The 26769-nt window shown below is 66.1% G+C and carries 24 protein-coding genes, 2 other RNA genes and 1 pseudogene; 18 read left to right on the top strand and 9 right to left on the bottom strand.

Going from position 1 to position 26769, the window contains the following annotated elements; all coding sequences use genetic code 11:
- Positions 1-385: 385 nt before the first annotated feature.
- On the bottom strand, positions 386-1597 hold the full coding sequence (gene tyrS, locus ABQU90_RS19120) for a tyrosine--tRNA ligase (protein ID WP_115514118.1): 1212 nt from the start codon (positions 1595-1597) through the stop codon (positions 386-388).
- Between the two features lie 170 nt (positions 1598-1767).
- Here tyrS and ABQU90_RS19115 point away from each other — a divergent pair, with 170 nt between their 5' ends.
- The 3 genes from ABQU90_RS19115 to ABQU90_RS19105 all read left to right on the top strand — a co-directional run bounded on the left by ABQU90_RS19115 (position 1768) and on the right by ABQU90_RS19105 (position 4821).
- The gene (locus ABQU90_RS19115) at positions 1768-3186 is read left to right on the top strand and encodes a M23 family metallopeptidase (protein WP_323523543.1); all 1419 of its coding nucleotides are present in this window, start codon (positions 1768-1770) and stop codon (positions 3184-3186) included.
- A 268-nt stretch (positions 3187-3454) separates the two neighbouring features.
- Positions 3455-3539, top strand: a non-coding RNA gene (locus ABQU90_RS19110) — sX9 sRNA.
- A gap of 148 nt (positions 3540-3687) precedes the next feature.
- On the top strand, positions 3688-4821 hold the full coding sequence (locus tag ABQU90_RS19105; RefSeq protein ID WP_323523542.1) for an anhydro-N-acetylmuramic acid kinase: 1134 nt from the start codon (positions 3688-3690) through the stop codon (positions 4819-4821).
- A gap of 415 nt (positions 4822-5236) precedes the next feature.
- Here ABQU90_RS19105 and ABQU90_RS19100 read toward each other — a convergent pair whose 3' ends face one another.
- The 3 genes from ABQU90_RS19100 to ABQU90_RS19090 all read right to left on the bottom strand — a co-directional run bounded on the left by ABQU90_RS19100 (position 5237) and on the right by ABQU90_RS19090 (position 7875).
- Entirely contained in the window at positions 5237-5464 is a 228-nt protein-coding gene (locus ABQU90_RS19100) for a hypothetical protein (protein WP_055847421.1), read from the bottom strand.
- Between the two features lie 58 nt (positions 5465-5522).
- Entirely contained in the window at positions 5523-6818 is a 1296-nt protein-coding gene (locus tag ABQU90_RS19095) for an AmpG family muropeptide MFS transporter (RefSeq protein WP_323523541.1), read from the bottom strand.
- A gap of 256 nt (positions 6819-7074) precedes the next feature.
- Positions 7075-7875 carry an exodeoxyribonuclease III gene (locus ABQU90_RS19090; RefSeq protein ID WP_323523540.1) on the bottom strand — a complete coding sequence of 267 codons (801 nt, stop codon included), beginning with the start codon at positions 7873-7875 and terminating at the stop codon, positions 7075-7077.
- Positions 7876-7997: 122 nt separating this feature from the next.
- On the opposite strand from ABQU90_RS19090, the gene pyrE reads away from it, so the two are divergent.
- The 10 genes and pseudogenes from pyrE (at position 7998) to ABQU90_RS19040 (ending at position 15411) form a co-directional block, all read left to right on the top strand.
- On the top strand, positions 7998-8657 hold the full coding sequence (pyrE, locus tag ABQU90_RS19085) for an orotate phosphoribosyltransferase (protein ID WP_055847413.1): 660 nt from the start codon (positions 7998-8000) through the stop codon (positions 8655-8657).
- 22 nt (positions 8658-8679) lie between these two features.
- Positions 8680-9345 (top strand): hypothetical protein, encoded by a 666-nt coding sequence (locus ABQU90_RS19080; RefSeq protein ID WP_407078787.1) that lies wholly within the window; start codon positions 8680-8682, stop codon positions 9343-9345.
- A gap of 115 nt (positions 9346-9460) precedes the next feature.
- A complete protein-coding gene (locus ABQU90_RS19075) occupies positions 9461-10258 on the top strand; it encodes a ParA family protein (protein ID WP_055847409.1) in 798 nt (265 codons plus the stop codon).
- Positions 10258-11187, top strand: coding sequence for a ParB/RepB/Spo0J family partition protein (locus ABQU90_RS19070; RefSeq protein ID WP_055847405.1), 930 nt, complete (start codon positions 10258-10260; stop codon positions 11185-11187). The genes ABQU90_RS19075 and ABQU90_RS19070 overlap by 1 nt, the downstream gene beginning before the upstream one ends.
- 25 nt (positions 11188-11212) lie before the next feature.
- Positions 11213-11500 (top strand): annotated as a pseudogene (locus tag ABQU90_RS19065) (helix-hairpin-helix domain-containing protein); the annotation flags it as partial.
- Between the two features lie 89 nt (positions 11501-11589).
- Positions 11590-12318: a suppressor of fused domain protein gene (locus ABQU90_RS19060; protein WP_323523538.1), complete on the top strand. Its 729-nt coding sequence runs from the start codon at positions 11590-11592 to the stop codon at positions 12316-12318.
- Positions 12319-12362: 44 nt separating this feature from the next.
- Positions 12363-13328: an SDR family NAD(P)-dependent oxidoreductase gene (locus tag ABQU90_RS19055; RefSeq protein ID WP_323518038.1), complete on the top strand. Its 966-nt coding sequence runs from the start codon at positions 12363-12365 to the stop codon at positions 13326-13328.
- 260 nt (positions 13329-13588) lie between these two features.
- On the top strand, positions 13589-14311 hold the full coding sequence (locus ABQU90_RS19050; RefSeq protein WP_323523537.1) for a glycosyltransferase family 2 protein: 723 nt from the start codon (positions 13589-13591) through the stop codon (positions 14309-14311).
- Positions 14311-14652, top strand: coding sequence for a lipid-A-disaccharide synthase N-terminal domain-containing protein (locus ABQU90_RS19045; RefSeq protein ID WP_055847392.1), 342 nt, complete (start codon positions 14311-14313; stop codon positions 14650-14652). Before ABQU90_RS19050 ends, ABQU90_RS19045 begins: the two co-directional genes overlap by 1 nt.
- A gap of 219 nt (positions 14653-14871) precedes the next feature.
- On the top strand, positions 14872-15411 hold the full coding sequence (locus tag ABQU90_RS19040) for a hypothetical protein (protein ID WP_323523536.1): 540 nt from the start codon (positions 14872-14874) through the stop codon (positions 15409-15411).
- A 131-nt stretch (positions 15412-15542) separates the two neighbouring features.
- On the opposite strand, the gene ABQU90_RS19035 is transcribed toward ABQU90_RS19040, so the two are convergent.
- The 3 genes from ABQU90_RS19035 to coaBC are packed head-to-tail and all read right to left on the bottom strand — an operon-like array spanning position 15543 to position 19636.
- Complete coding sequence (locus ABQU90_RS19035) at positions 15543-17891, bottom strand: phosphomannomutase/phosphoglucomutase (RefSeq protein ID WP_323523535.1); 2349 nt, start codon at positions 17889-17891, stop codon at positions 15543-15545.
- A gap of 12 nt (positions 17892-17903) precedes the next feature.
- Positions 17904-18371, bottom strand: coding sequence for a dUTP diphosphatase (gene dut / locus ABQU90_RS19030; RefSeq protein ID WP_055847387.1), 468 nt, complete (start codon positions 18369-18371; stop codon positions 17904-17906).
- Positions 18368-19636 (bottom strand): bifunctional phosphopantothenoylcysteine decarboxylase/phosphopantothenate--cysteine ligase CoaBC, encoded by a 1269-nt coding sequence (gene coaBC, locus ABQU90_RS19025; RefSeq protein WP_115514127.1) that lies wholly within the window; start codon positions 19634-19636, stop codon positions 18368-18370. The genes dut and coaBC overlap by 4 nt, the downstream gene beginning before the upstream one ends.
- Before the next feature lie 96 nt (positions 19637-19732).
- Here coaBC and radC point away from each other — a divergent pair, with 96 nt between their 5' ends.
- The 5 genes from radC (at position 19733) to ABQU90_RS19000 (ending at position 24698) form a co-directional block, all read left to right on the top strand.
- Complete coding sequence (gene radC, locus ABQU90_RS19020) at positions 19733-20410, top strand: RadC family protein (RefSeq protein ID WP_055847382.1); 678 nt, start codon at positions 19733-19735, stop codon at positions 20408-20410.
- Positions 20411-20496: 86 nt separating this feature from the next.
- Positions 20497-22185, top strand: a complete 1689-nt coding sequence (argS, locus tag ABQU90_RS19015) for an arginine--tRNA ligase (RefSeq protein WP_323523534.1) — start codon at positions 20497-20499, stop codon at positions 22183-22185.
- 172 nt (positions 22186-22357) lie between these two features.
- Positions 22358-23236 (top strand): SPOR domain-containing protein, encoded by an 879-nt coding sequence (locus ABQU90_RS19010; RefSeq protein ID WP_323523533.1) that lies wholly within the window; start codon positions 22358-22360, stop codon positions 23234-23236.
- Between the two features lie 5 nt (positions 23237-23241).
- The gene (locus tag ABQU90_RS19005) at positions 23242-23775 is read left to right on the top strand and encodes a hypothetical protein (RefSeq protein WP_323523532.1); all 534 of its coding nucleotides are present in this window, start codon (positions 23242-23244) and stop codon (positions 23773-23775) included.
- A gap of 167 nt (positions 23776-23942) precedes the next feature.
- Positions 23943-24698, top strand: a complete 756-nt coding sequence (locus ABQU90_RS19000) for an SDR family NAD(P)-dependent oxidoreductase (RefSeq protein WP_323523531.1) — start codon at positions 23943-23945, stop codon at positions 24696-24698.
- Between the two features lie 202 nt (positions 24699-24900).
- On the opposite strand, the gene ABQU90_RS18995 is transcribed toward ABQU90_RS19000, so the two are convergent.
- Together ABQU90_RS18995 and ABQU90_RS18990 are read right to left on the bottom strand one after the other, a co-directional pair.
- On the bottom strand, positions 24901-26025 hold the full coding sequence (locus ABQU90_RS18995; RefSeq protein WP_323523530.1) for an acyltransferase family protein: 1125 nt from the start codon (positions 26023-26025) through the stop codon (positions 24901-24903).
- A gap of 537 nt (positions 26026-26562) precedes the next feature.
- Positions 26563-26638: non-coding RNA, sX9 sRNA (locus ABQU90_RS18990), on the bottom strand.
- Positions 26639-26769 lie beyond the last annotated feature (131 nt).

The following is a 26769-nucleotide window of genomic DNA, read 5'->3' as shown; positions in this document are numbered from 1 at the left end:
TTCATCTCCGTCAACCCCTCGTGAAGAGGAAGTTGCCGCCGCTGCACTTCAATCCGCCGTAGCGTCTTTCCGTGTAGCGAGCCGCCCATCATAGCCGGCTTTTCCGTTTCGTCAACACCCTAATTTCAGGGAATTTTCGAACCCTTTCGCTCTGGTTCCGCGTTTGCGGAGTCCGTTGCGTCGGGGGAGGCGAACTATATGCCTACGAAACAATTTTGGGAAGCCTTTCGTGAAAAAAATTTCACGGGATTGCCAAATACTTGCGCTGGCACTCGTTTGATCTCGCAGGACACGTTGAAGGGCAACGCATGGGTCGCGACCCTCTTATATAGAGTGTTGCGACAGCGACCCAATGTTGCGGCTGTGCAGCAACGCTGCAACCGGCTCACGCAGCGACCAGCAACACCCTGGCGAAATTGCGCTTGCCCACCTGGATGACGGCTTCGAATCCTGGGCCGAAGACGCGGCCGGCATCCTCGATCACCTCGCCGTCGATCTTGACCGCGCGCTCCTTGAGCTTGCGATTGGCCTCTGAGTTGCTCGGCGTAAGCCCGGCAGCCGTCAGCAGGCTGGCGATCCGCAGTCCTTCCGCCGGGACCACGACCTCCTGCAGCGGCAGCAGGCTGGTGTCGCCCTGCCCTGTGACCACGGCGTGCCAGCCGGCGATGGCCTGTTCGGCTGTCGCCGCATCGTGGAAACGCGTCGTCAGTTCGCGGGCCAAGCGCAATTTGACATCGCGCGGATGCAGTTCACCGGAGGCGACCTGCTCTTTCAGGCGTGCCGCTTCGGCCACGCCGATGTCGAAGGACAACAGATCGATCCAACGCCAGGTCAGCTCGTCGCCGATCTTCATGGTCTTGGTGACGATATCGATCGCCGGCTCATTGATACCGATGTAGTTGCCCAGTGACTTGGACATCTTGGCGACGCCGTCCAGCCCTTCCAGCAACGGCATGGTCAGCACAACCTGCGGTGCCTGGCCGTAATGCTCCTGCAGACCACGGCCCATCAACAGGTTGAACTTCTGATCGGTGCCGCCCAGCTCGACGTCGGCCTTCAACGCCACCGAGTCGTAGCCTTGCACCAATGGATAGAGGAACTCATGGATGGCGATCGGCTGCTGGCCGGCGAAGCGCTTGGCGAAATCGTCGCGCTCGAGCATGCGCGCCACGGTGTGCTGGGCGGACAGCTTGATCATGTCGGCGGCGCTCATCTGACCGAACCACTCGGAGTTAAAGCGTACTTCGGTGCGCTCGCGGTCCAGGATCTTGAAGACCTGCTCTTCATAGGTGCGGGCATTGGCCAGCACATCGTCGCGACTGAGCGGTTTGCGGGTGACGTTCTTGCCGCTCGGGTCGCCGATCATGCCGGTGAAATCGCCGATCAGAAAGATGACCTGGTGACCCAGCTCCTGAAATTGCCGCATCTTGTTGAGCAACACGGTGTGGCCCAGGTGCAGATCCGGCGCCGTGGGGTCGAAGCCGGCCTTTACCCGCAGCGGGACGCCCGACGTCAGGCGGGCTTCAAGCTGATCGAGCTTGAGAATCTCGTCGGCGCCACGGCCAATGAGTGCGAGGGATTCTTCGATAGTGGCCAACCACAGACTCCAGCGGCGTTTGCCGTCAACAACGTGAATGATGTTAAACGCGGGTTAATTCCGCGCCAAGTGAAAATAATGAACAGGCTCAATGGTTTGACGCGCTGTTACAGGCTGTCTATGGTACCGGCGATTGGGCTCGCACTTCGAGCCAGCGAGGAAATCCAACGATGCAGAACTCAGAGCAGGGCCGTGCACGCAAGCGGCGCTTTCAAGAACGCCTCCACGTCCTCCACGACACTGCACTGCATCGCAAGCTCAAGCAGCACCTCCCGGCCGCGTTCAACGACCGTTGGACGCGCCGTCACTGGATCCACGCCAGCCTGTTCGCGACCATCGGCGCGATGGTGGCCACGATCGTGCCGGGTTTCTCCAATGCCATCGACACCCCGCTCTCCAGCCATTCCACGCTGGCATTGCCACTGCCTCCGCTGGTGCCTAGCCGCAAGCAGCTGGCGCCGAGCACCGAGTGGGAAATCCTGCAGGTCAAGTCGGGACAGACGCTGAGCACCTTGTTCGGGGAGTTGGGAATCCCGACCGCGGTGATGTATCAGGTGCTGGCGCATCCGGGTACCAAGGAGGCGCTGACCAAGCTGCGCCCGGGTACCGAGATTGCGTTCGATCTGCCGACGCCGGGTGAGTTACGGGCGCTGCGCTTTGATCGCGACGACAGCCATCGGGTGGAATTGCGTCTATTGGGCGACAGCGTGCGCGAAAAGGTGACGGAGCGCGCGACGACCACGCGCACCGTGGTGGCCAGCGGTGAGATCACCAGTTCGCTGTCCGCCTCGGCCGGCAAGTCCGGGCTGTCGCCAGCTGCGGTGGCGATCATGACCGACGAGATCTTCAAGTACGACATCGACTTCGATAAGGATCTGCAGCCGGGCGACCGTTTCAGCGTGGTGATGGATGAAACCTGGCGCGAGGGCGAGCGGATCAACACCGGCGACATCCTGGCGGCGACCTTCACCACCGGCGGCAAGACCTACACCGGATTCCGCTTCGAGCGCGCCGGCAAGCCGGCCGAGTATTACGACATCACCGGCCGGCCGTTGAAGAAGAGCTTTATCCGCATGCCGGTGGCGTATAGCCGCATCAGCTCCACCTTCGGTGCGCGCAAGCATCCGGTGCTGGGCACGATGCGCATGCATAAAGGTGTGGATTACGCGGCCGCGTCGGGCACGCCGATCATGGCGGCCGGCGATGCGCGGGTGGTGTTCGTCGGCACCCAGCGCGGCTACGGCAATGTCGTGATCCTGGATCACGGCAAGAACTACAGCACGCTGTACGGACACATGTCGCGCTTCGGCAAGGTCAAGGCCGGCCAGCGCATCAATCAGGGCACGGTGATTGGCTATGTCGGCATGACCGGCCTGGCCACCGGCCCGCATCTGCATTACGAATTCCGCGTCGCCGGGCAGCAGCGCAACCCGATGTCGGTGACGATGCCGCCGCCGGAGCCGCTGCAGGGCGCCGAACTGGCCGCCTTCCGTGCACAGACCGCACCGGCCATGGCGCGCATCGAAGGCATGGAAAAGATGATCTATGCCGATGCCAACAGACCCGCCAAGAGCAAATCGCGCGGCTGAGGAACGTGGCGAGCATTAATCGGTGCGGGTCGCACTGGTCCGCGTGCCGCCGTGCCGAGCGACTGCAGTTGCGCGAGTTCGCTTGAGCTCTGCGGGGCGCTCTTGGCAGTACCCGTGGTCGGCACGCGTGGCCGCGCCGACCAGCACGTCAGCACGTCAGCACGTCAGCAAACTGTTGCAATCAGCGAAGGCGGTGAAGACGTCAGCGGCGCATTGACAGCAGCTGACAAAGCTACGTTGCAGCCAACAGACGGGCGCGGACGGTGCTCGGTGCAGCAGCTCACCCTCGTACACTCCGGTTTTTCCGCGTCGTCCATCCCCACCTGACGATTGCTCGCGACGCTTTGTTCGTCGCTCTCTAGATGGTCGCGTGAATTCTCGGCGACTGGCGGCCTTCGCTTGTAAGGGTCACCGCCCTTCCGGGCCAGCCCATCGACCAGCCAGTTGACTGGCCTCCCTGAGCTGCACAAGCTGGGTGACCGCTGCGCAATTGGCTCTGGCATGACTGTTCTGGAACACGAAAATTCCCCGCTGTATCTGGGCCTGATGTCGGGCACCAGCGCCGATGGCATCGATGCTGCGCTGGTGCGGTTTGCCGATGACCGCCACTGTCGTTGCGAACTGGTGGCAGGCATGACAGTGCCGTGGGCACCGCAGCTGCGCGAGACGTTGGTGGCGCTGGGCCAGGGCGCCGAGACCATCGCCATCGATGCGCTGGGCCAGCTGGATGCGCAGGTAGGCCTGGCCTTCGCGGACGCGGCCAATCAATTGATCGACACCTGTGGCATCGCGCGACAGCACATCCGCGCAATCGGCTCGCATGGGCAGACCATTCGCCATCGGCCGACCGGCGACCCAGCCTTTACCTGGCAGATCGGCGATGCGAGCCGGATTGCCGAGCACACCGGGATCACCACGGCGGCCGACTTCCGCTGCCGCGATGTGGCGGCCGGGGGCCAGGGCGCGCCGCTGATGCCGGCGTTTCATCTGGCGATGCTGGGGGCTGGCGATGAAGACCGCGCCGTGCTCAATCTGGGCGGGATCGGCAACCTGACCTTGATTCCGCGCGATGGCACAGTGCTGGGCTTCGATACCGGCCCGGCCAATGCGTTGCTGGATAGCTGGTGCCTGCACCATCGCGGCACGGCGTTCGACGCCGAGGGTGCGTTTGCTGCCAGTGGCAATGTGGATGCGTCGTTGCTGCAGACGTTGCTGGCCGACCCGTGGTTTGCGCTGGCGCCGCCCAAGAGCACTGGGCGCGAACATTTCCATCTGGCCTGGGTGCGGCAGGCGATGGGCACCGCGACGCTGCAGGCCGCCGATGTGCAGGCCACCTTGCTCGAGCTCACTGCCGCTACCGTGGCCGATGCCTTGCTGCGCCTGCAGCCGCAGACCCGCCGCGTGCTGGTGTGCGGCGGCGGCGTGCGCAATCCGGTGCTGATGGCACGGCTGGCGGCGCGGCTGCCGGGTGTGGTGGTGGAATCCAGCGCGCGACACGGGCTGGACCCGGATTATCTCGAGGCGATGGGATTTGCATGGCTGGCGGCCGAATTGCTGGCCGGGCGCCCGGCAAATCTGCCTTCGGTCACCGGGGCCGCGGGGCCGCGACTGCTGGGGGCGATCTATCCGGCGTGAATCGCCACACGACCAACGCTGACGCCTTAAGCCGGGGGCCCGCGCTGGCGCCACGCGCCAGGTTGCCAAGGCCAACGCAGCGCGGTGGGTCTGAAAACACGCAAGCTTGCCGGCCGCTATCGAGCCGTAGCGCTCAGTGAGTGATGCATGGTCGGTAATTCATGGCCACTGCGTGCATGACGACTGGCTTGGCCTGCGCAACTGGATGCATCGATTGAGCTGAAGCTTTACGACAAACACCTTGCAAGGCGCGCAGGTAGAAAGTGACCGCGGAGAGCAGCTAACAAGACGACTGCGAACCCCCAGGCGGGCGCGTGCAGTGCTAGCAAGCCTGGCTTACCACTCGCAACTGCGATTCTGAGCACGCGTTCGGCACCCATCCGACGACTGTCCGCGCCGGTTCTGTCAGCCGTTCTTAAGGCGTGTTGCCGGCCGGCAGTGCCTTGAGCGCGGCGATGGCTTCGGCCAGGGCATCGACTTCCGGGTGCTGCAGGCCACCGGTGACTTCGAACTCGCTGGCGAACAGGCCTTGTTCGAGCAGATGCATGACGGTCTGGTGCTGGGTCCAGCCGCGTGCGACGGAAATGCGGCGGATGCGGTCTACCAGCACCGGATCGATATCACGCAACACCAGATCGGTCATGCCCTTCCTCGTGCGATGGATTGCCCCGCCGGCATCATCGGCAACCTGGGCGGACGTTTCAATCCGGCCGCCGGTCGTGTGCCAGCAAGCGCGGCCATAGCCAGGCCAGCAGCGCCAGGGTGGGAATCACGGTGAGCGCGCTGAGGATGAAGAAAGTGCTGTATGAGGTGGCCTGGACCAGGAACCCGGACACGCCGCCGGCGAACTTGCCCGGCAGATTCGCCAGCGACACCAGCAGTGCGTACTGGGTAGCAGTGAAGTTGCGATCGGTCAGCGACGACATGAAGGCCACCAGCACGGTGGCAGCAAAGCCCTGGAACAGGTTGTCGGCACTGAGCGCGGCGTAGAACGCCCACAGCTTGCCCGGGTTGTGCGCCATCAGCAGGAAGGCCAGATTGGACAGCGCTACTCCCAGCGCGGCCACCAACAACATGCGGCGAAAGCCGAACGCCGCCACTGCGGCACCACCGGCGAAGGCACCGGCAATGCCGATCCAGACACCGAACAGCTTGGAGACGGTGGCAATGTCGGCCTTGGTGTAGCCGGAGTCCAGATAGAACGGGCCGGCCATCACGCCGATCACCTGGTCCGGGAACTTGTACAGGCCGACGAATAGCAGCAGCACAATCCCCAGCGCCAGGCCATTGCTGGAAAAGAAACTGGAAATGGGCTGCCAGAACGCACCCGCAACGTCGACGCGGCGTACCACGGTGGCTTCGGGGCGGTCCGGCTCCCGGCATACCAGGGTGGTGGTGATCGGCAGCACCATCAGCGCCGACATGCCCAGGTAGGCCCAGGTCCAGTCGAGGTATTCGGCCATGTACAGCGCACCCGCGCCGCCCAGGATCAAACCGACGCGATACCCCAGCGTGTAGGTCGCGGCCAACGCGGCCTGTGCGGTCTCCGGGGCGATCTCGATGCGATAGGCATCCACAACCGAATCCTGGGTGGCGCCCCAGAACGAGGCGAACAGCACCCAGCTCACCAGCCCGGTGACGCTCAGGTCCGGCCGCGAAAACGCCAGTGCGACCAGGCCGATGGTCACGCCGATCTGCGCGACCAGCAGCCAGGACCGGCGACGGCCCAGAAAGGCGGTCAGCGGAAACGCGTAGCGGTCGATCAGCGGCGCCCACAGGAATTTGAGCAGGTAGAAGAAACTGGCCAGGCTGATCAGGCCGATGCTGCCCAGGTCCAGGCCGACATCGCGCAGACGGGTCGACAGCGTCTGCGAGGCGATCAGCAGGAATGGCAGCCCGCTGCCGAAACCCAGCAGCGCCATGGTCGCCGCCGATGGGGTGGCGAATGCCTGCCGGATGCCGCGCAACCCTTTGTATTTTGGCGCGGGCTTGGTCATGCGTGCAGCCGGTGGAAGCGATTGGCGAGCGATACGGCCGGTGGATTGTCAGCGGCCGGCGCGCAGGCCGAGCTCCCGGAGGCAAGCAGGCCGGCCCAGAGGGGATGCGCAATACCTGCAATGACCGGACCCCAGCAGCGACGCGCTGTGCACATGCCGATCCTCATCGCAGCCATGTCTCTGTTGGTTGCAGGCACCGAACCAATCGACCGTCCATCCTTACCGGTCGCAGCGCCGGCCGGCTGCACGCGCTCATTCACTGCGCGTAATCCACGATATACGGCGCGTGATCGGAGAAGCGCTGCTCACGATAGATCGCGCAGGCCCGCAATGCGTCGCGCAGGCCGGGGGTGACCAGCTGGTAGTCGATGCGCCAACCGACATTGTTGGCGCGCGCCGCGCCGCGATTGCTCCACCAGGTGTAGTCCTCGCCCTGCGGATGCAGGACGCGGTAGCTGTCGACCCAGCCACGGCCGTCGGCAGCGCTGGCTTCGCTTGCCGTGTCGGCGCACAGGCCATTGAGCCAATCGCGCTCGGGCGGCAGGCAGCCGGAATTTTTCTGGTTGGACTTCCAGTTCTTGATGTCCAGCGCCGAGCGCACGATGTTCCAGTCGCCGCACAGCACGTACTGACGACCACTGGCCAGCCACTCGTCCAGGATCGGCCGCAGCCATTCCATCACCTGGAACTTGTAGCCCTGGCGCAGCTCGCCGGAAGACCCGGACGGGATATAGAAGGACACGACACTCAGATTACCGAAGCGCGCTTCGATATAGCGGCCTTCTTCGTCGAACTCCGGCCAGCCCAGCGCGGTGCGCACTTCGTCGGGCGCCTGTTTGGCGTAGATCGCCACGCCGCTGTAGCCCTTCTTGGTGCTGGCATCGCGAAACCAGGCCTTGTAGCCAGCGGGCAGGAATTCCGGCCCGGTCAGCTGATGCTCCTGCGCCTTGGTTTCCTGGATGCACAGCACGTCCGCGTCCTGGGTGGCGAACCACTCGAAGAAACCTTTGCTGGCGGCCGAGCGCAGGCCGTTGGCGTTGAAACTGATGATGCGCATTGGGGGCCGGGAATGGGGAGTCGGGAATAGGGAATGGTAAACGCATCGCGCACCGGCAGCCTTCCTTGTGCGGCTGGGGTAGGCTTTACGAGTCTCCATTCCCTATTCCCCATTCCCGTCCAATGACCGACCACCGCACCCGTTTCCTGCAGCTGGCCCTGGGCGCCGATGCCCTGCGCTTTGGCGAGTTCACGCTCAAGTCCGGGCGGCTCAGCCCATACTTCTTCAACGCCGGGCGCTTCGATTCCGGGGTCAAGACCGCGCAGCTGGCGCAGTGCTATGCCGATGCGATCGATGCGGCCGGGGTGGAGTTCGACCTGCTGTTCGGCCCGGCCTACAAGGGCATCCCGCTGGCCACCGCGCTGGCCTGTGCCTATGCCGGGCGCGGGCGCGATCTGCCGCTGGCGTTCAACCGCAAGGAAGCCAAGGATCATGGCGAGGGCGGCACCCTGATCGGCGCGCCGCTGGCCGGGCGCAAAGTACTGATTGTCGATGACGTGATCACCGCCGGCACCGCGATCCGCGAGGCCCTGGGCATCATCCGCGCCGCTGGCGGTACGCCGTCCGGCATCGTGGTGGCACTGGACCGGCAGGAGATCGCCTCCGAGCAGGACCGCCGTTCGGCGGCGCAAGCGGTAGCGGCCGAGGCCGGCATCCCGGTGATCGCGGTGGCCAACCTGGCCGATCTGCTTGCTTTTGCGGCAGGAAACGCCGACCTTGTCGGCTACCGGGAACCGCTGCTGGCCTATCGTGGCCGCTACGGAACCGACACCACAGGCTGACGGCAGGCGACAGGGGGCTGCGATGATGCCGAAACACAGACGTTTGGCGTTACTCGCTGCCGTGACCGTGGCTGTCATGGTCATGCCGGTTGCTGCGCAGGACAAGCCGGCCGCCAAGAAGTTGTACTGCTGGAACCAGAACGGCGCCCGGGTGTGCAGCGATACGCTGCCACCGGAGGCGGTGAATCAGGCGCGCGACGAATTCAACGTCAAAAGCGGCATGCGCAGCGCCGAGGTACAGCGCGCGATGAGCAGCGACGAGCGCGCTGCGGCCGCGGCCAATGAGCAACAGCGCCAGGCCGACCTGGCCGCCGAGCAGATGCGCCAGCGCACCGATCAGGCCATGCTGATGTCGTATCAGAGCGAGGACGATCTACGCCGGGTGTTCAACGAGCGCATCGCCATCGTGGACAACAACATCCACACCGCACGCTTCAATGTCACCAGCCTGCGCGAGGGCCTGGTCAGCATGTTGCGTGCCGCCGGCGACCGTGAGCTGGCCGGCCAGGCAGTGGCCGACAAGCTGGCCGGCGACATCCAGCAACGCCATCGAGAACTGATGGCGCAGTTGCGGCTGCAGACCAGCTTCGAGCAGCAGCGCACCGCGCTGGACGGCGAAATCGCCGACATCCTGCAGCGCTACCGCGCCATGAAGGAACCGCCCGGCGCCACCGCGCCCACCGGCTGAACCGCACAGGCGGCATTCCCGCTCGCCCGCTGCGCCGCTGCGGGCGGCATTTCCCGATCCGACGCCCTGCCCGCATAATGGCCGGTCTTACTCCTTGCCCACGAGGCTCTCCCGCATGGCCCGGATCATCGCCATTGCCAACCAGAAAGGCGGCGTCGGCAAGACCACGACGGCAGTCAATCTGGCGGCCGGCCTGGCGCGCGCGCCCAAGCGTGTGTTGCTGGTGGATCTGGACTCGCAGGGCAACGCCACCATGGGCAGCGGCATCGACAAGCGCGATGTGGCCGCCTCCACCTGCGATCTGCTGCTGGGCGAGAACACCGCTGCCGAGATCCGGGTGACCGCGCCGGAAGGCTTCGACCTGCTGCCGGGCAACATCGATCTGACCGCCGCCGAGATCCAGCTGATGGATCAGGGCGAGCGCGAGCAGCGGCTCAAGCGCGCACTGGCGCCGATCCGCGACGAGTACGACTTCATCCTGATCGACTGCCCGCCGGCGCTGTCGCTGCTGACGCTCAATGCGTTGACCGCGGCCGACTCGATCATCGTGCCGATGCAGTGCGAGTACTACGCACTGGAAGGGTTGACCGCGCTGCTGGAAACCATCGAAGCGCTGCGTGCCAACCTCAACCCGGCGCTGGAAATCGAAGGCGTGCTGCGCACGATGTTCGATATCCGCAACAACCTGGCCAATGCGGTGTCGGCCGAGCTGACCGAGCATTTTGGCGACAAGGTGTTCCGCACCATCGTGCCGCGCAACGTGCGCCTGGCCGAGGCGCCCAGCCATGGCCAGAGCATCCTCGGTTACGACCGCACCTCGCGCGGTGGCGTGGCGTACCTGGGGCTGGCCGGCGAAATCGTGCGCCGCCAGAACGACCGCAACAAGGCCGTCCGGCCCGTGGAGACCGTCTGATGAGCAAGCCGCCCCTGGCAAAGAAGCGCGGTCTGGGCCGTGGCCTGGAAGCGCTGTTGGGACCGAAGGGCGCAGCAGCAGCAACGGCACCTGGCGCAACCAGCGAAGACGCGCTGCAGCCGGGCGACACCCTGCGCCAGTTGCCGGTGGGACAACTGCAGCCGGGCAAGTACCAGCCGCGCCGCGAGATGGACGAGGTCAAGCTGGCCGAGCTGGCGGAGTCGATCAAGGCGCAGGGCGTGATCCAGCCGATCGTGGCGCGCGCGTTGGGGCCGGCGCAGTTCGAGATCGTGGCCGGCGAACGCCGCTGGCGCGCCTCGCAGCTGGCCGGGCTGAGCGAAGTGCCGGTGGTGGTGCGCGAGCTGGACGACCGCACTGTCATCGCGATGGCGCTGATCGAGAACATCCAGCGCGAAGACCTCAACCCGCTGGAAGAAGCGCAGGCGCTGCAGCGGTTGATCGACGAATTTTCGCTGACCCATGCCGAGGCCGCCGAAGCGGTGGGCCGCTCGCGGGCGTCGGTGTCCAACCTGCTGCGGCTGCTGGAATTGCCGGTGGCGATCCGGGTGCTGCTGGAAACCCGTCGCCTGGAAATGGGCCATGCGCGTGCGCTGCTCACCCTGGCGCCGGAACTGGCCAGCAAGCTGGCGCAGGAAGCGGCCGACCAGGGTTGGTCGGTGCGCGAAGTCGAACACCGCGCGCAGCAGTTCGCCGCCGGCAAGGTGCCGGGCTCGCTGCGCAAGGGCAAGCCAGTCACCGCTGCGCCGCAGGCCGATATCGCGTCGCTGCAGACCGAGCTGTCCGAATCGCTGGGCACCAAGGTGGTGTTCAATCACGGCCGCGGCGGCAAGGGCAAGCTGGTGATCCATTACACCGACCTGGACACCCTGGAAGGCGTGCTGGAACGCTTGCGCACCCGCAAGGGGTGATGCAGCCAGCGCAGGAGAATTAGCGATGCATCCCGCCAAAGTGGACCGCGCGCATCTGCTGCGCCTGACCGACTTGCCCAACGTCGGGCCGGCCTGCGAAAAGGATCTGCAGCGGATCGGCATCCGCATGCCGGCGCAGCTGCACGGCCGCGATGCCTACGACATGTACGCCCAGCTCTGCCTGCGCACCGGCGTCACCCATGACCCGTGCGTGATCGATGTGTTCCTGTCGCTGGTGCGCTTCATGCAGGGCGAGCCGGCGCGCAATTGGTGGGACTTCAGCGCCGAGCGCAAGGCAACGTTGGCAGCCGAGCGCGCAGAGACGCCAGCCACTGCACCGCTGCCGGCGCGCCGTGTCGCCAATACCGGCACTGGCAGCAGCAGCGACGGCAAACACCGCCCATGAGCCACGCCGACGAGACGATCAGCCCGTCCGGCAGCCCGATCCTGCATCACGTGCAGGCCAAGGACTTCGAGCCGGCACGCGGCGAAGAAAGCATCGAGCAGATCAGCGCGCATATCGAGCAGCACCTCGGGCCGATTGCGAACGTGTTTCATGAAATCCTCTCCGACACCGTGCATCTGGACGTGCACATCGTGCCGCCGAATGCGCACTCGTCGTCCCTGCGCCTGGTGACCTCGGGCATGAGCGATCTGCCGATGACGCTGCCCGACGGAGTGGAGGCGCCGCGCTACATGGAGCTGATGCTGAGCCTGCCGGCCGATTGGCCGATGGACCAGCGCGACTTCGACGACGAGCGCCATTACTGGCCCATCCGCCTGCTCAAGAACCTGGCGCGGCTGCCGCACAAATTCGACACCTGGCTGGGGTTTGGCCATACCGTTCCCAATGGCAACCCGGCCGAGCCGTATGCACCGGGCGTCGCCTTCGACGGCGCGATCGTGCTGCCGCCGCTGAGCGCGCCGCCAGAATTCGCGCATCTGCGCATCGATGCCGACAAAACCATCGCCTTCATGACGGCGGTGCCGTTGTATCCGGAAGAAATGGCGTTGAAGCTGAGCCAGGGCAGCGATGCACTGCTGGACCGCTTCGATGCCAGCAAGATTCAGGACAACATCGACCTGCGCCGCCGCAATGTAGCGAAGAAGCGCTTTTTCGGGCTGTTCTGAGCGCGGCTTCCTCGCCTCCCTTTGATGTTTTCAGGACCACTGCCATGACCATCCTCGTCACCGGCGCCGCCGGTTTCATCGGCGCTTACACCTGCCGCGCACTGGCTGCGCGTGGCGAGAACGTGGTGGGCCTGGACAACTACAACAGCTACTACGACCCGCAGCTCAAGCGCGACCGGGTGGCGGCGTTGTGCCCGCAGATCGATATCCGCACGCTGGATCTGACCGACCGCGAGGGCCTGGCGGCATTGTTCGACGAGATCCAGCCCACCCGCGTGGTGCATCTGGCCGCACAGGCCGGGGTGCGTTATTCGCTGGAAAACCCTTCGGCCTATGTCGACAGCAACCTGGTCGGCTTCGTCAACATGCTCGAGCTATGCCGGCACCGCGGTGTGCAGCATCTGGTGTATGCGTCCAGCAGCTCGGTCTACGGCGATTCGGCCACCCCGCCGTTTTCCGAAGACCAGCGCGTGGACCAGCCGCGCTCGTTGTACGCGGCCACCAAGGCGGCCAACGAATTGATGGGCTACACCTATGCGCAGCTGTACGGCTTGCGCGCCACCGGGCTGCGCTTTTTCACCGTGTATGGCCCGTGGGGCCGGCCGGACATGGCGCCGCTGATCTTCAGCCGCGCGGTGCTGGCCGGGCGTCCGATCGAGGTGTTCAACCACGGCAAGATGCAGCGCGACTTCACCTTCGTGGCCGATATCGTGGCCGGCGTGCTGGGCGCGCTGGACACCCCCAGCGGCGAGGCGATCCCGCACCGGGTGTTCAACCTGGGCAACCACACCCCGGTGGAACTGGAATATTTCATCGACGTGATCGCCCAGGCCGCGGGCCGCCCGGCCGAAAAGGTCTACAAACCGATGCAACCAGGCGACATGATCCGCACCATGGCCGACACGCAGCGCGCGCAGGCTGCATTCGGCTTCGATCCGGCCACCCCGGTGGAGCGCGGCTTGCCGCAGGTCGTGGATTGGTGCCGCAGCTACTTCGGCGAGCGTGCCTGAGCCCATCGCAGCCGCGTAGCACTCAGTCAGCACGCGCCCTGCGTGTGTTCGTACACTACGATGTGGTGAGTCCTGGGGCACGCCGACGGATGCAGGCTTGCGCCGTTCGATAGCCGTGCTGATTGCCTGCGCCAACGCTACAGGCCGTTTTGCGCGCGCTCCACTGCACATAACGCGCCTCAGCTTCATGCCTGGCTCAGACGGTCAGGGCACAATGCGCGATCTTTTTTGCTCTGCCATCATCGGGCCACCACGAATCCATGAGCCAACCTCAGCTTTCCGTCGTCGTCCCGGTGTTCAATGAGCGCGATAACGTCGCAGCCCTGATCGGCGAAATCGTCGTCGCCTTGCGCGGCCTGGTGGCCTTCGAGATCGTCTACGTCGACGACCATTCGCGCGACGACACCCTGTCGGTGCTGCAAGGCCTGAAGACCACCACACCGGAACTGCGGGTGCTGCACCACGTCACCCAGAGCGGGCAGAGCACCGCAGTGCGCAGCGGGGTCAAGGCCGCGCGCGCCAGCTGGATCGCCACGCTCGATGGCGACGGCCAGAACGACCCGGCCGACATCCCCAAGCTGTTGATCGCGCGTAGCCAGGCCGAGCCGCAGGTCAAATTGTTCGCCGGCTGGCGGGTCAACCGGCAGGATTCCGGGTCCAAGCGCTGGGCCAGCAAGTGGGCCAACGCGATCCGCTCGCGCATGCTGCAGGACAACACGCCCGACACCGGCTGCGGCATCAAATTGTTCGAGCGCGAGGCGTTTCTGGACCTGCCCTACTTCGACCACATGCACCGCTACCTGCCGGCACTGATGCAGCGCGCCGGCTGGCGCACGGTCAGCGTGCCGGTCAACCACCGCCATCGCACCGCCGGAGTGTCCAAGTACAACAATCTCAATCGCGCGCTGGTCGGCATCCGCGACCTGCGCGGCGTGGCGTGGCTGATCACCCGCAGCAAGCGCACCGTGGCGGAGGAGCGTTGATGGAACCGACCTTTCTCGACCAGCAGCTGACCTGGCTGTACTGGACCGGCATCCACGTCACCGGCTGGAAGCTGATCGGCTATGTGGGCGCGCTGATGTTCGGCGGGCGTTGGCTGGTGCAGTTCGTCGCCTCCAAGCGTGCCGGAAAGCCGGTGATTCCGCGGATGTTCTGGTACATGAGCGTGGTCGGCAGCCTGATGACGCTGAGCTACTTCGTGTTCTCGGCCAAGCAGGATTCGGTGGGCGTGCTACAGAACATGTTCCCGGCGTTTACCGCGTTCTACAGCCTGTATCTGGATGTGAAGCATCGCGGCTGGAAGCGGGATCGGGCGGAGCATTGAGGGCTGGGATTTGGGATTTGGCTAGCGGCTAGCCGCTAGCGTATTGAGTGGATGCTGTTGTCGTTGCAAGTGATGCTTTTGGTTCTGTGCGACCGGCTGTGCCCGCAGCGGCGCCGACAATCGATGCGTTTGTCCGGACATGGCGATACGCGATTGACTGACCTGAGACCGCGCCGGCGGCCGATGTCGCTGCGCTGAGGCCGTGGGCACGCTGTGGTCATGCCCAGCGCCCTGCTCCACCGCCCGTTTGCCGTGTCCACACCTGCCATAACGCATTGGCATCTGCGTCTGCACACACATCAGCACGTACCGCTGTTTTCGGACTGGCGCTGCGCGCGTGCAGCGGCCGCCATCCTGGCGATGCCACGCAGCTGGCTTGGTGCGCAGGTGCTGTGTTGGGTGTTGCTGCCAGAGATGTGGTGCGCCTTGCTGCAGGCGCCAGATAAACCCACCGTGCTGCACGCAGCGACTGCCGCACGGCAGGCCGCCGGCGAAGCGGTCAATCGTGCGCGCGGGCGCGGCGGCACGGTCTGGCAACCGGAGATGGAGGCGAGCGCGCTGGCGTTGCAGGTCGATTGCCGTCAATTCGCCCGCAGCCTGATCGCCCTGCCGTTACGTGCCGGCCTGGCGGAGCGGATCGGCGCGTACCCGTACTGGGACGCGGTGTGGCTGTTGCCCGATGCGCGGGCTGCGGCACGGCAACCTGCACCGGACGCCGCCGCCGCGCGCCTGGCAAGCGTGGGCGGCACAAAAACGTGATCGTGGATGCTCGCTCGATATCCGGCGGCAAGCGCCGAGTCGATGCGCGGCGGTTCTGCCGCGCATCAGGCACCCCAGCTGGCCGTGAGCGCGACTCACGCGGTGGGCGCGCTTCCCTCAGCGTGCGCGGCTCAGAACCCCAGCGGGTGCTCGGGCAGCAATGCCTGCAATTGGCTGCGGAACAGCGTACGGATACGCTCCAACGCAGCGTCGGTGTCGGCTTCGAAACGCAGCACCAGGATCGGCGTGGTGTTGGACGCACGGACCAGGCCCCAGCCATCGACAAAATCCGCGCGCAGGCCGTCGATCGTCGACAAACGCGCCGATTCGAAGGGCGACTCTTCACCGGCTTGCGCGCGCTCGACAAAGCGCGCCACCAGCGCATGCGCATCGCCTTCCACCGGCACCTTGATCTCCGGGGTGGACACGCTTTCCGGCAAGGCATCCAGCACCTCGGAGGGGGTTTCCTCGCGCTGGGCCAGGATTTCCAGCAAGCGCGCAGCGGCATAGATGCCGTCGTCGAAGCCGTACCAGCGTTCCTTGAAGAAAAAATGCCCGCTCATCTCACCGGCCAGTTCGGCATCGGTTTCGCGCATCTTGGATTTGATCAGCGAATGCCCGGTCTTCCACATCAGCGGGCTGCCGCCGTTGCGCAGCACGTAGTCCGACAGCTTGCCGGTGCACTTCACGTCGTAGATGACCAGGGCGCCGGGGTTGCGCTGCAGCACGTCGGCGGCGAACAGCATCAGCAGGCGGTCGGGGAAGACCACCTTGCCTTCCTTGGTGACCACACCCAGACGGTCGGCATCGCCATCGAAGGCCACGCCGATGTCCGCATCGAAGCGCTGCACCATCTTCACCAGATCGTCGAGGTTGTGCGGCTCGCTCGGGTCGGGGTGATGATTGGGGAAAGTGCCGTCGATATCGCAATACAGCGGCACGACCTCGGCACCGATGGCCTCCAGCAGACGCGGCGCAATCTCGCCGGCCGCGCCGTTGCCGGCATCCACCACCACCTTGATCGGGCGGTCCAGCTGTACGTCGTCGGCGATGCGCTGGATGTAGGCATCGCTGATGTCGCGCTGTTCCAGCTCACCCGGCGTCGCTGCAGTATGCAGGCGGCCTTCGTTGATGCGCTGATGCAGCTCGGCGATCGCAGCGCCGGACAGCGTCTCGCCGCCGATCACGATCTTGAAGCCGTTGTAGTCGGGCGGATTGTGGCTGCCGGTGACTGCAACACAGCTGCCGGCGCGCAGTTCATAGGCGCCGAAATACACCACTGGCGTGGGCGCCAGGCCAATGTCGGTCACGTTGCAGCCTGCGCGCCGCAGGCCTTCGATCAGGCCATTGGTCAGCTCCGGTCCGGACAGACGCCCGTCGCGCCCCACCACCACATCGCGCAGGCCCTGCGCCTGCATCACGCTGCCGATGGATTGGCCGATCAACGCGGCAACGCCTGGATTCAGGTCTTTACCGACCACGCCGCGGATGTCGTAGGCGCGGAACATCTCGCTGGCGATCTGCACCGCCGGTACCAGCGGCGGCGGCGACGTAGGCGCTGTCGCCTCGTCCAGCGCGCGCACGTCGCTGGCAAGGCTGGCGTCGTGTTGCAGGCTTTGACTGAAGGTCGGTTCGTCGGTGGCCGACTCGCCGGCAACGCGGCGACGCGGCAGCGCCACCCGGCCACGGCTGGCCAGCACCAGCAACATGGCGACGATGACCAGCAACGCGGCGACGATGGCGCAGCCAAGCGCGCCCAGGCCCAGTGGCCCGCTATCGCTTTGCGGGACCGCAGCAGCCACACGCAGGCCGCTGGAGCCGAGCGGTTTTGCCAGTGTTTCGGCCGCATCGGCCAAGCTCACGTCGCCCTGCTGGGCCACGTTGTAGCTGCCCTGGCGCAACGCCAGGTAGGCGCTGCCGGGCACCGCGATCGCATCCAGCGGGCCGGTCAGGCGCAGCACCGGCAGCCGCGCATAGGCCACCGCGGGCTGTGCACCCAGGCGCACCGCGGCGGCTACACCCAGACGCACCTGCTTGGCATCGCGCACCACATGCACCTGCGCACGGTCGGCCACCAACGCCGATTCGAGCAGACTCAGCCGCGCATAGCCGAAATCCTTGGGGTTGGCATAGGCCGCCGCCAGATCGCCAGGCAGCACCTGCACGTCCTCGGCGCCCTTGAAGCGCTCGCGGATCGCCGAGGCGGCCGCCAACGCGTCCCCATTGACCAACGCACTGGCCACCGGCGGCTGCTTGAGCACGGCATCGAGCTGGGTGGCCTGCGCCGCCATCGCCTTGCCGACGTCCTGCACGGCGCGGTCGCGTGCCTGTGCCAGGTTCTGGGCGGCCGCATCCTCACGCCATTGCGCGTAGCTGCTCCAACCGAACCAGGCGGCCAGCAGCAACAACATGCCTCCCAACACCGGACCACTCGTACGCACGCTCGACATCCCCTGCCTGCGCTCGTTCGCCTTGCTCATGAGACTCCCCCGTCAGCGCACGCCGGTGTGGCCGAATCCACCCGCTCCCCGCGCGCTGTCCACGAAAGTATCCACCACTTGCAAGCCTACGCGCACGATCGGAAGGATCACCAATTGCGCAATCCGGTCGCCCGGCTCGATGGTGAAGGCCTCGCGGCCGCGATTCCAGGTGCTGATCAGCAGCGGGCCCTGGTAGTCGGCATCGATGAGCCCGGTGCCGTTACCCAGCACGATGCCGTGGCGGTGGCCCAGCCCGGAGCGCGGCAGGATCACCGCGCACACCTGCGGGTCGGCCAAATGGATCGCGATACCGCTGGGAATCAACGCCGCATCGCCCGGTTCCAGCGTCATCGGCGCTTCCAGCGCGGCGCGCAGGTCCATGCCGGCGCTGGCTTCGGTGGCGTAGGCCGGCAGCGGCCAGACATCGCCGAAGCGCGGGTCGAGCAACTTCACCTGCAAGGAGTGGGTCGGGTGGCTCATGCCTGCAATCTCTCCGCGATCAGGGCCAGCAGTTGGTCGGCCAGTTCGGTCTTGCTGCTAGTGGGAAACGCGCGCTCGCCGCCCTGCCAATAGGCGGTGGCGGCATTGTTGTCGCTTTCGAAGCCGCCGCCGACGATCCCCACCTGGTTGGCGATGATCAGATCCAGCCGCTTGGCTGCCAGCTTGCCACGCGCGTAGTGCTCCACGTCGTGCGTTTCGGCCGCAAATCCGACCACCAGCTTGAGCGCGCCGGTCTGCGCGGCGACCTCGGACAGGATGTCCGGGGTGCGCACCAGTTCCAGAGTCAGCGTTTCACCGGTCTTCTTGATCTTCTGCGCGACCACGCGCTTGGGCGTGTAGTCGGCGACCGCAGCGGCGCCGATGTAGATATCGGCCGGGAACGCACCCAGCACCGCATCGCGCATCTGCGCAGCCGAGCGCACGTCGATGCGCTGCACGCCGACCGGCGTGACCTGGTGCACCGGCCCGCTGACCAGCACCACCTCGGCGCCCTGGCGCGCAGCGGCGGCGGCCAGCGCATAGCCCATCTTGCCGCTGCTGCGGTTGCCGACGTAGCGCACCGGGTCCAGGTCTTCGAAGGTCGGGCCGGCGCTGATGACGATGCGCAGGCCGTCCAGCTCGGCGCTGCTGGGCACGAAGGCCGGCGCGGCAGTGCCCGGCGATGCATCGGCGGCAGGTGCAGTGGCAGTGGCAGCCAGCGCGGCAATGATCGCCGCCGGTTCGGCCAGGCGGCCGGGACCGGACTCGCCTTCGGCCAGCGGGCCGTCGTCGGGGCCGACCACCGCCACGCCACGCGCGCGCAGGGTCGCGATATTGGCCTGGGTCGCCGGGTGCAGCCACATGCGGTGGTTCATCGCCGGGGCCACGGTCAGCGGCGCGGTCGTGGCCAGGCACAGCGTGGTGACCAGGTCGTCGGCCAGCCCGTGCGCCAGGCGCGCGAGCAGATCGGCGGTGGCCGGGGCCACGATCACCCGGTCGGCCCAGCGGGCCAGTTCGATATGCCCCATCGCCTGCTCGGCGGCGCTGTCCCATAGCGTGGTGCGGGTCGGTTGCCCGGACAGCGCCTGGAAGCTCAGCGGGGTCACGAATTGTTGCGCGCCGCTGGTCATGGCGACCTGCACCTGCGCGCCGGCGTCGCGCAGGCGACGGACCAGTTCGAGCGATTTGTAAGCGGCAATGCCTCCGCCGACGCACAGCAGCAAACGCTGTCCGTCCAGGGGGCGGGCCTGAGTGGAGCCGATCACGTCGGAGTCGTCCTACGGTTACAAGGACAACTAGATTAGCCGATGCCCCCGCTTGGCCTGATGGGCGTCGGCGATGAGCACCGGCAATCTCGCCATATGCACATACACGACTGGCCCACCAACGAACGCCCGCGCGAGAAACTTCTGGCGCGCGGGGCTCCTGCCCTCTCCGATGCGGAGCTGCTGGCGATCTTTGTCGGCTCCGGGCTGCGCGGCCAGGATGCGGTCCAGACCGCGCGCGATCTGCTGCATCGCCACGGCCCGCTGCGCCTGTTGCTGGATCGCCCGGCCAAGGCCCTGGCGCGCCTGCCTGGGCTGGGGCCGGCCTCGGCGTGCAAGCTCAGGGCCGCGATGGAACTGGCGCATCGTCACCTGATGAGCGAACTGGAGCGTGGCGAGGCACTGAGCGACCCGCCCAGTGTGGGCCGCTATTTCTCGCAGCGGCTGCGCGCACGGGCCTACGAAGTGTTCGCGGTGCTGTTTCTGGACAACCGCCATCGCGCGATCGCCTTCGAGGAGCTGTTCACCGGCACCATCGACGGCGCAGACATCCATCCGCGCGAAGTGGTGCGGCGGGCGCTGCTGCACAACGCTGCGGCGGTGATCGTCGGGCACAACCATCCGTCCGGCAATCCGGAGCCATCCGAGGCCGATCGCGCGGTCACCCAGCGTTTGCTGCAGGGCCTGGAGCTGGTGGACATCCGCCTGCTCGACCACTTCGTGATCGGCGATGGCCGCCCGGTCTCGCTAGCCGAGCGCGGCTGGCTGGAATGAGACCGCCGCGCCGACCTGAACCATCGGCCGGACCGTGTGCCGCGCGGTCGGGTAAAATCGCTGGTTTGGTTCCAAGCAGATCCCACGTGAAAGCCCTACTCCGCGCACTGATCGGCCAAGGCATCGAAGCCTTGCGCGCCAACGGCACCTTGCCCGCCGACACCCTGCCGCCGGATTTTGTGGTCGAGCGGCCCAAGACACGCGAGCACGGCGACTTCGCCACCAATGCCGCGATGCTGCTGGCCAAGGCCGCGCGCAGCAACCCGCGCGCCCTGGCGCAGGCGTTGGTAGCCGCCTTGCCGGCAAGCGACGACGTCGCCAAGGTCGAGATCGCCGGCCCCGGCTTCATCAATTTCCATCTGGCGCCCACCGCGTATCAACGTGAAGTGGCGAATGTGATCAAGCAGGGCCACGACTACGGTCGCGGGCTGGCCGGCAACGGCCGCTCGGTGGGCGTGGAATACGTCTCGGCCAATCCGACCGGCCCGCTGCACGTCGGTCATGGTCGCGCCGCGGCGATCGGCGACAGCCTGGCGCGCGTGCTCGATGCCAATGGCTGGAACGTCAAGCGCGAGTTTTACTACAACGATGCCGGCGTGCAGATCGAGAATCTGGCGCTGTCGGTGCAGGCGCGCGCGCAGGGGCTCACCCCCGACAGCGCCGGCTGGCCGGAAAACGGCTACCGCGGCGACTACATCGCCGATGTGGCCACTGCCTATCTGGCCGGCGACAGCGTCGACCTGGAAGGTCATCTGGTCAGCGGCACCAAGGATCCGGCCGATCTTGAATCGATCCGTCGCTTTGCGGTGGCCTATCTGCGCAACGAGCAGAACCACGACCTGGCCGCGTTCCGCGTCGACTTCGATATCTATTTCCTGGAAAGCTCGCTGTACAAGGACGGCAAGGTCGAAGAAGCGGTTCGGAAGCTGATCGCCTCCGGCCATACCTACGAGGAAGGCGGCGCGCTGTGGTTGAAGTCCACCGACTTCGGCGACGACAAGGACCGCGTGATGCGCAAGTCCGATGGCACCTATACGTACTTCGTGCCTGACGTGGCTTATCACCTGACCAAGTGGCAGCGCGGCTATGAGCGCGCGATCACCGAGCTGGGCGCCGACCACCACGGCTCGCTGACGCGCGTGCGCGCAGGCCTGCAGGCGATGGAGCTGGGCATCCCGCAGGGCTGGCCGGAATACGTGCTGCACCAGATGGTCACGGTGATGCGCGGTGGCGAAGAAGTGAAGCTCTCCAAGCGTGCCGGCAGCTACGTCACCCTGCGCGACCTGATCGAAGAAACCAGTGCCGATGCGGTGCGTTGGTTTCTGATCGCGCGCAAGCCCGATTCGCAGCTCACCTTCGATATCGATCTGGCGCGCGCGCAGAGCAACGACAACCCGGTGTTCTATGTGCAATACGCGCACGCACGGGTGTGCAGCGTGCTGCGCCAGGCGCAGGAGAAAGGCTTCAAGTACGAGCAGGCCAATGGATTTGCACAGCTCGCCCGGCTGGACGACGAGCATTCGCTCAACGTGATGCTGGAGCTGTCGCGCTATCCGGAAGTGGTGGAAATCGCCGGCCAGGCACTGGAGCCATACCAGATCGCGCAGTACCTGCGTGAATTGGCGCATGCCTTCCACACGTGGTATCACAACACCAAACTGCTGGTGGACGATGCCGCAGAGCGCGACGCAAAGCTCACCCTCGCCGTCGCCACCCAGCAGGTGCTTGCCAACGGCCTGGAATTGCTCGGTGTCAGCGCCCCGGAAAAGATGTAAGCCACTGGAAGTCGCCAGGCAGGCGTGAGGCGCACGCCTGCCTGCGCAGTGAGCAGCGGTATCCACCATCGCCCGCGCATCCGTTGCACCGCACGCGGCAGACGCAGCGGCAGCGATCGCCGCACCAAGCCGGGCGCACCGCCCGCAACGACACGATTCGGAGAAGTGGTAGATGGCAGCACGACGCGGTAAGAGCCAGGCACGACGCAACACCAGCAATGGCACCCCCGGTTGGGTGTGGTTGGTGGCGGGCGCCGCGATTGCGGCAGTGATCTTCCTGGCCGCACCCAACCTGTTCAAGAAGGACGGCGACGGCTTCCTGCGTGTGGGTCCCCGCGCCAATCCGGATGCACAGCCCGAACCGGTGGCCGATGCAGACACCGATACGCCAGCCGAGTTGCCCAAGCCCAGCACGCAAGCGCCCAAGCCGCAGCCCAAGCCGGGCGATGCGCAGACCCAGTACGACTTCTACACCTTGCTGCCCGGCAAGGAAGTGCAGATGTCCGACGCCGAGCTGGCGGCCAGTGCGCGCGCCGAAGAAGCCGCACGTGCGCGTGCTGCGCTGGAAGGCAAGCCCATCGCGCCGGCGCCGGGTGCAGCAGCCAGCGTCGCGTCGGCCGTACCCGCAGCCAGCGTGCCGATGCCCTTGAAAGAAAGGACCGCCAGCGCGCCCAAGCCGTTGCCGGAAGCCGCCCAGACACGTCCGGCGGCAACGCCGGCACCGGCCAGCACCGCGGCACTCACCACGCCGGCCGCTGCGGCACCGAAGCCTGCGGCCGCGACGGCAACAACGCCGATAGCCCCGGCCGCCACCGACAACACCCGTTACATCCTGCAAGCCGGCTCGTTCGGTGCTTCCGGCGATGCCGAGTCGACCAAGGCCAAGCTGGCGATGATGGGCCTGGCCGCGCGCGTGGAATCGGCCGACATCAGCGGCAAGACGGTCTACCGCGTGCGCATGGGGCCGTACGGTACCGCAAGCGAACTGGCCGAAGCCAAGCAGAAGCTCACTGGCAGCGGATTGCCTGCCATCGCGATCAAGGCGCAGTAACCGCAGTGATGCGCCGCATCGCCAGCGCGTTGTTCGGACTGCTTGCACTGATCGGCACGGCGCAGGCCACCGAGCAGATTCCCGACCACATCCAGATCGATGGCCAGCAGGCACTGCTGCTGGCAGAGCCCCTGTCCGGGCAGCTGGACGACCCCACTACCTGGAAGCGCTTCGTCGCACAGGCGGGCAGTTCGCTGGGCGGCTGCAGCGCCAACTGGCGTGGCTATCAAGCGTTCTGGCGCGTGGACGCAGAGCAGCTGGTGCTCGATCGCGTGGTGCTCGGTGCTTGCGCCGAGGCGCCGCCGGAGCTGCCGCTGTCGGTGCTGTTTCCCGGCCAGCGCGCCCCGGTACCGGCGGTGTGGGTGGATGGCGAACTGATCGCCGCGCTGCCGGCCGCGGAGAACGCCACGTCCGACGCGCCGGCCAGCTATGTATCGCTGCGGCTGCGCCGGGGGCATGTGGTCGCCCGCGAACCGCTCACCGCAGACATGCTGCGCGCACGTCAGGCCGCAGCCGCACGCCCGGTTCCTGTGCCCTAAGCGCGGCTGACACAACCACTGCGCTCACCGCCAGGCGGGCGCGGCAGGTTCTCGGTGTGGCATGGAGCACTCGTACACTTTGGTTCCGAGTGCGCAGCCCACATCCACCTGACCAGTGCTCGCTATTTTCTAGCCGCTTTAAGCATCCCCCATCCCCTGGAGTTCCCATGTCCAACACCGTCCTGATCACTGGTGCCACCTCCGGATTCGGCAGCGCCGCAGTGCGTCGCTTTGCCGCCGCCGGCTGGAAGGTCATCGCCACCGGCCGGCGTGCCGACCGCCTGGACGCACTGGCGGCCGAACTGCCCGCCGGCCAGGTGCACACCGCCGCGTTCGACATGCGCGATGCGCAGGCCTTGTCGGCGGCCATCGACGCGCTGCCGGCCGCATTCGCCGATATCGACGTGCTGGTCAACAACGCCGGCCTGGCACTGGGCACCGCGCCCGCGCAGCAGGCGGATCTTGCGCAGTGGCAACAGATGATCGACACCAATGTCACCGCGCTGGTCACCCTCACTCACCGCCTGCTGCCGGCGCTGATCGCGCGTCGTGGCGCCATCATCAACATCGCCTCGGTCGCGGCGACCTACCCGTACACCGGCGGCAACGTCTACGGCGGCACCAAGGCGTTTGTGCAGCAGTTTTCGTTGGGCTTACGCGCGGACCTGCACGGCACCGGCGTACGCGTGACCTCGATCGAACCGGGCATGGCCGAAACCGAGTTCACCCTGGTGCGCACCGGCGGCAACCAGGCCGCCTCGGACACGCTGTACCGCGGCGCCACCCCAATGACGGCCGAGGACATCGCCGAGCAGATCTTCTACGTCGCCAGCCTGCCGGCGCACTTGAATATCAACCGGCTGGAAATCATGCCGGTGACGCAATCGTTCGCAGGATTTCAGGTGGCGCGCGACGCGCAGTGAGGAAGCGACGCTGCGCCTGAGAGAACGCGCAGTGAAGATGCGCTGCCACATCCGCGGTGTGGCAGCGAAGGATCCAGCGCGTGGTGAGCGATCACCCATGGCGCGCTGCCGATCTCCTGCAGACACGCAAGCGATCCTCGACAGCCGCGCACTGCGCGGCTTTTCTGTTCAACGAAGCTGTTCAACGATTCCGCAAGCTGCGCTACGCCGACTCGGGCATGCCGCGCGATCCCGCACGGCTGCGCAGCAACACGCCACGCAGCCGCAGGAAGGGGCGCTCCACGCTGTAGTGCAGCAACGCGCCCGCCAGCAGCGCCACCGCGCCGTACACCGCAAATGCCAGCACGCCACGGCCCTCCAATGCCGCGCCGAACCAGGTCTGGGTCACATGGAACATCGCCTTGTGGGTCAGATACAGGCTGTAGGAAATCGCCGCCAGCCATGCCGCACCGGGCACCCGCAACCGGCCAAACGCGCTATTGGCAGTGCCTGCCAGCACCAGCAATGCCAGCCCGAACGAGAGCACCGGCCAGCCCAGCGCATTGCCGATCAGGCCGGTGCGCTCGCGGAACAGCCACAGTGCCAGCGCCATGACCGCAACGCCGGCCAGCAACCACGTGTTGCCGCGCTGCTGCAGGCGTTGCCAGACCTGCGGACGAAATACCTTGAGCACCGCGAGCACCACGCCGGCCAGCAGGCCGTCGAGACGGTTCCAGGTGGGGTAATAGAGATCTTCGACAAACCAATTGCGCTGCTGCCCGCCGCCCACCTGATCCAGCGCCGTGTTGTGCAGCCACACGCTGGTACGCAACACGATGCCGGCCACCACCACGGCCACGCATAACGCGATGAACCGTCCAGCCGACGGACGCCGCAACAACAGCGTGGCCAGCAGCGGAAACACCAGATAGAAATGCTCTTCCACGCACAACGACCAGGCATGCGAAAACGCCGCCTGCTGGCCGTAATCGACGAATAGATTCAAGGTGAAGGTGGCGAACATCCACCATGGCGCCAGCCCGGGCGCTTCGCGCACGCCGGGCCACGCGATGTACACCAGCAACACCACCGCAAACGCCGGCAGGATGCGCAACGCGCGCCGCAGATAAAAATCCTTGAAGTCCAGGCGCTGCCCGCGCGCCAAGGGTGTCAGCACCTGGCTACCGATCAGGAACCCGCTAAGCACGAAGAACAGGTCCACCCCCATCCAGCCATAGCGCGACAGCCACGCCCAGTCCGGCCCCAGCCCACCGACCACAAATGCGTGGAACAGCATCACCCAGACGATGGCGATACCACGCAACAGGTCCAGGGCGGGATAGCGCATGTGGGCGATCGGCAATGAGAAAGACCGATTGTGCCGCATGACACACACCCATGCGTAGGTTGCGCAAGGTGTGCGTGGCCTGCGGCGCTGCGGACAGGCAAGACCGAAGGTGACAACCCAATAGGTGCTGCCTCACGCACCGGAGGCAAGCATGGGCATGCAAGGCATCGCGGCAGCCAGGTGACAGACACCGCACTCAACGGCAGGCGATCGCTGCGACGAACGTACACAGACACAACCGTGTGGTAGCGCGCGATCGGTACGGTTGGCAACGTTGCCCTGACGTCACGGCGTGTTGCTGCACTTGCGCGGCTTGGCGAACGTACACAGACACAACCGCGTGGTAGCGCGCGATCGGTACGGTTGGCAACGTTGCGCTGACGTCACGGCGTGTCGCTGCACTTGCGCGGCTTGGCGAGAGGCGCATCGCCATGCGGCAGCGATGTGGTTGGCCGCTGCGGCTGACGCGGGCCGATGGCAGCCTTGCGTTCAACGCGCTGCCTGCCACCCAGTTGCATCACGCCGGCGATGTGGAGCGGCTAACGACACATAGCGCGCAATCGTCAGGCGATGTGCACGGTGCGCTCAAAACCAGCGTGTACGAGTGGCACATGCCGCAACGAGGACTCGCCGTGCCCGCCTGACGGCGAACCCAATTGGTTTGTTCGCCGCGCTTATCCTGCTGGCGCATCGTGCTCACCTGTCGGCGAGCACGATGCACGGCTTGACGCCGATGGAGCACTC

This window comes from Xanthomonas sp. WHRI 10207, from assembly GCF_040202975.1.
GTDB lineage: Bacteria > Pseudomonadota > Gammaproteobacteria > Xanthomonadales > Xanthomonadaceae > Xanthomonas.
This window is presented reverse-complemented; position numbering and strand designations above follow the sequence as displayed.

Excerpts from the sequence above, each read along its gene's own strand:
- ABQU90_RS19095 (WP_323523541.1), bottom strand. The coding sequence starts at position 6,818 with ATGACCAAGCCCGCGCCAAAATACAAAGGGTTGCGCGGCATCCGGCAG.
- ABQU90_RS19100 (WP_055847421.1), bottom strand. The coding sequence starts at position 5,464 with ATGACCGATCTGGTGTTGCGTGATATCGATCCGGTGCTGGTAGACCGC.
- ABQU90_RS19010 (WP_323523533.1), top strand. The coding sequence starts at position 22,358 with ATGGCAGCACGACGCGGTAAGAGCCAGGCACGACGCAACACCAGCAAT.
- pyrE (WP_055847413.1), top strand. The coding sequence starts at position 7,998 with ATGACCGACCACCGCACCCGTTTCCTGCAGCTGGCCCTGGGCGCCGAT.
- ABQU90_RS19000 (WP_323523531.1), top strand. The coding sequence starts at position 23,943 with ATGTCCAACACCGTCCTGATCACTGGTGCCACCTCCGGATTCGGCAGC.
- ABQU90_RS19055 (WP_323518038.1), top strand. The coding sequence starts at position 12,363 with ATGACCATCCTCGTCACCGGCGCCGCCGGTTTCATCGGCGCTTACACC.
- ABQU90_RS19075 (WP_055847409.1), top strand. The coding sequence starts at position 9,461 with ATGGCCCGGATCATCGCCATTGCCAACCAGAAAGGCGGCGTCGGCAAG.
- dut (WP_055847387.1), bottom strand. The coding sequence starts at position 18,371 with ATGAGCCACCCGACCCACTCCTTGCAGGTGAAGTTGCTCGACCCGCGC.
- ABQU90_RS19050 (WP_323523537.1), top strand. The coding sequence starts at position 13,589 with ATGAGCCAACCTCAGCTTTCCGTCGTCGTCCCGGTGTTCAATGAGCGC.
- ABQU90_RS19090 (WP_323523540.1), bottom strand. The coding sequence starts at position 7,875 with ATGCGCATCATCAGTTTCAACGCCAACGGCCTGCGCTCGGCCGCCAGC.
- ABQU90_RS19035 (WP_323523535.1), bottom strand. The coding sequence starts at position 17,891 with ATGAGCAAGGCGAACGAGCGCAGGCAGGGGATGTCGAGCGTGCGTACG.
- ABQU90_RS19040 (WP_323523536.1), top strand. The coding sequence starts at position 14,872 with ATGCCCAGCGCCCTGCTCCACCGCCCGTTTGCCGTGTCCACACCTGCC.
- radC (WP_055847382.1), top strand. The coding sequence starts at position 19,733 with ATGCACATACACGACTGGCCCACCAACGAACGCCCGCGCGAGAAACTT.
- ABQU90_RS19105 (WP_323523542.1), top strand. The coding sequence starts at position 3,688 with ATGACTGTTCTGGAACACGAAAATTCCCCGCTGTATCTGGGCCTGATG.
- ABQU90_RS19080 (WP_407078787.1), top strand. The coding sequence starts at position 8,680 with ATGATGCCGAAACACAGACGTTTGGCGTTACTCGCTGCCGTGACCGTG.
- ABQU90_RS19045 (WP_055847392.1), top strand. The coding sequence starts at position 14,311 with ATGGAACCGACCTTTCTCGACCAGCAGCTGACCTGGCTGTACTGGACC.
- ABQU90_RS18995 (WP_323523530.1), bottom strand. The coding sequence starts at position 26,025 with ATGCGCTATCCCGCCCTGGACCTGTTGCGTGGTATCGCCATCGTCTGG.
- ABQU90_RS19115 (WP_323523543.1), top strand. The coding sequence starts at position 1,768 with ATGCAGAACTCAGAGCAGGGCCGTGCACGCAAGCGGCGCTTTCAAGAA.
- ABQU90_RS19060 (WP_323523538.1), top strand. The coding sequence starts at position 11,590 with ATGAGCCACGCCGACGAGACGATCAGCCCGTCCGGCAGCCCGATCCTG.
- ABQU90_RS19070 (WP_055847405.1), top strand. The coding sequence starts at position 10,258 with ATGAGCAAGCCGCCCCTGGCAAAGAAGCGCGGTCTGGGCCGTGGCCTG.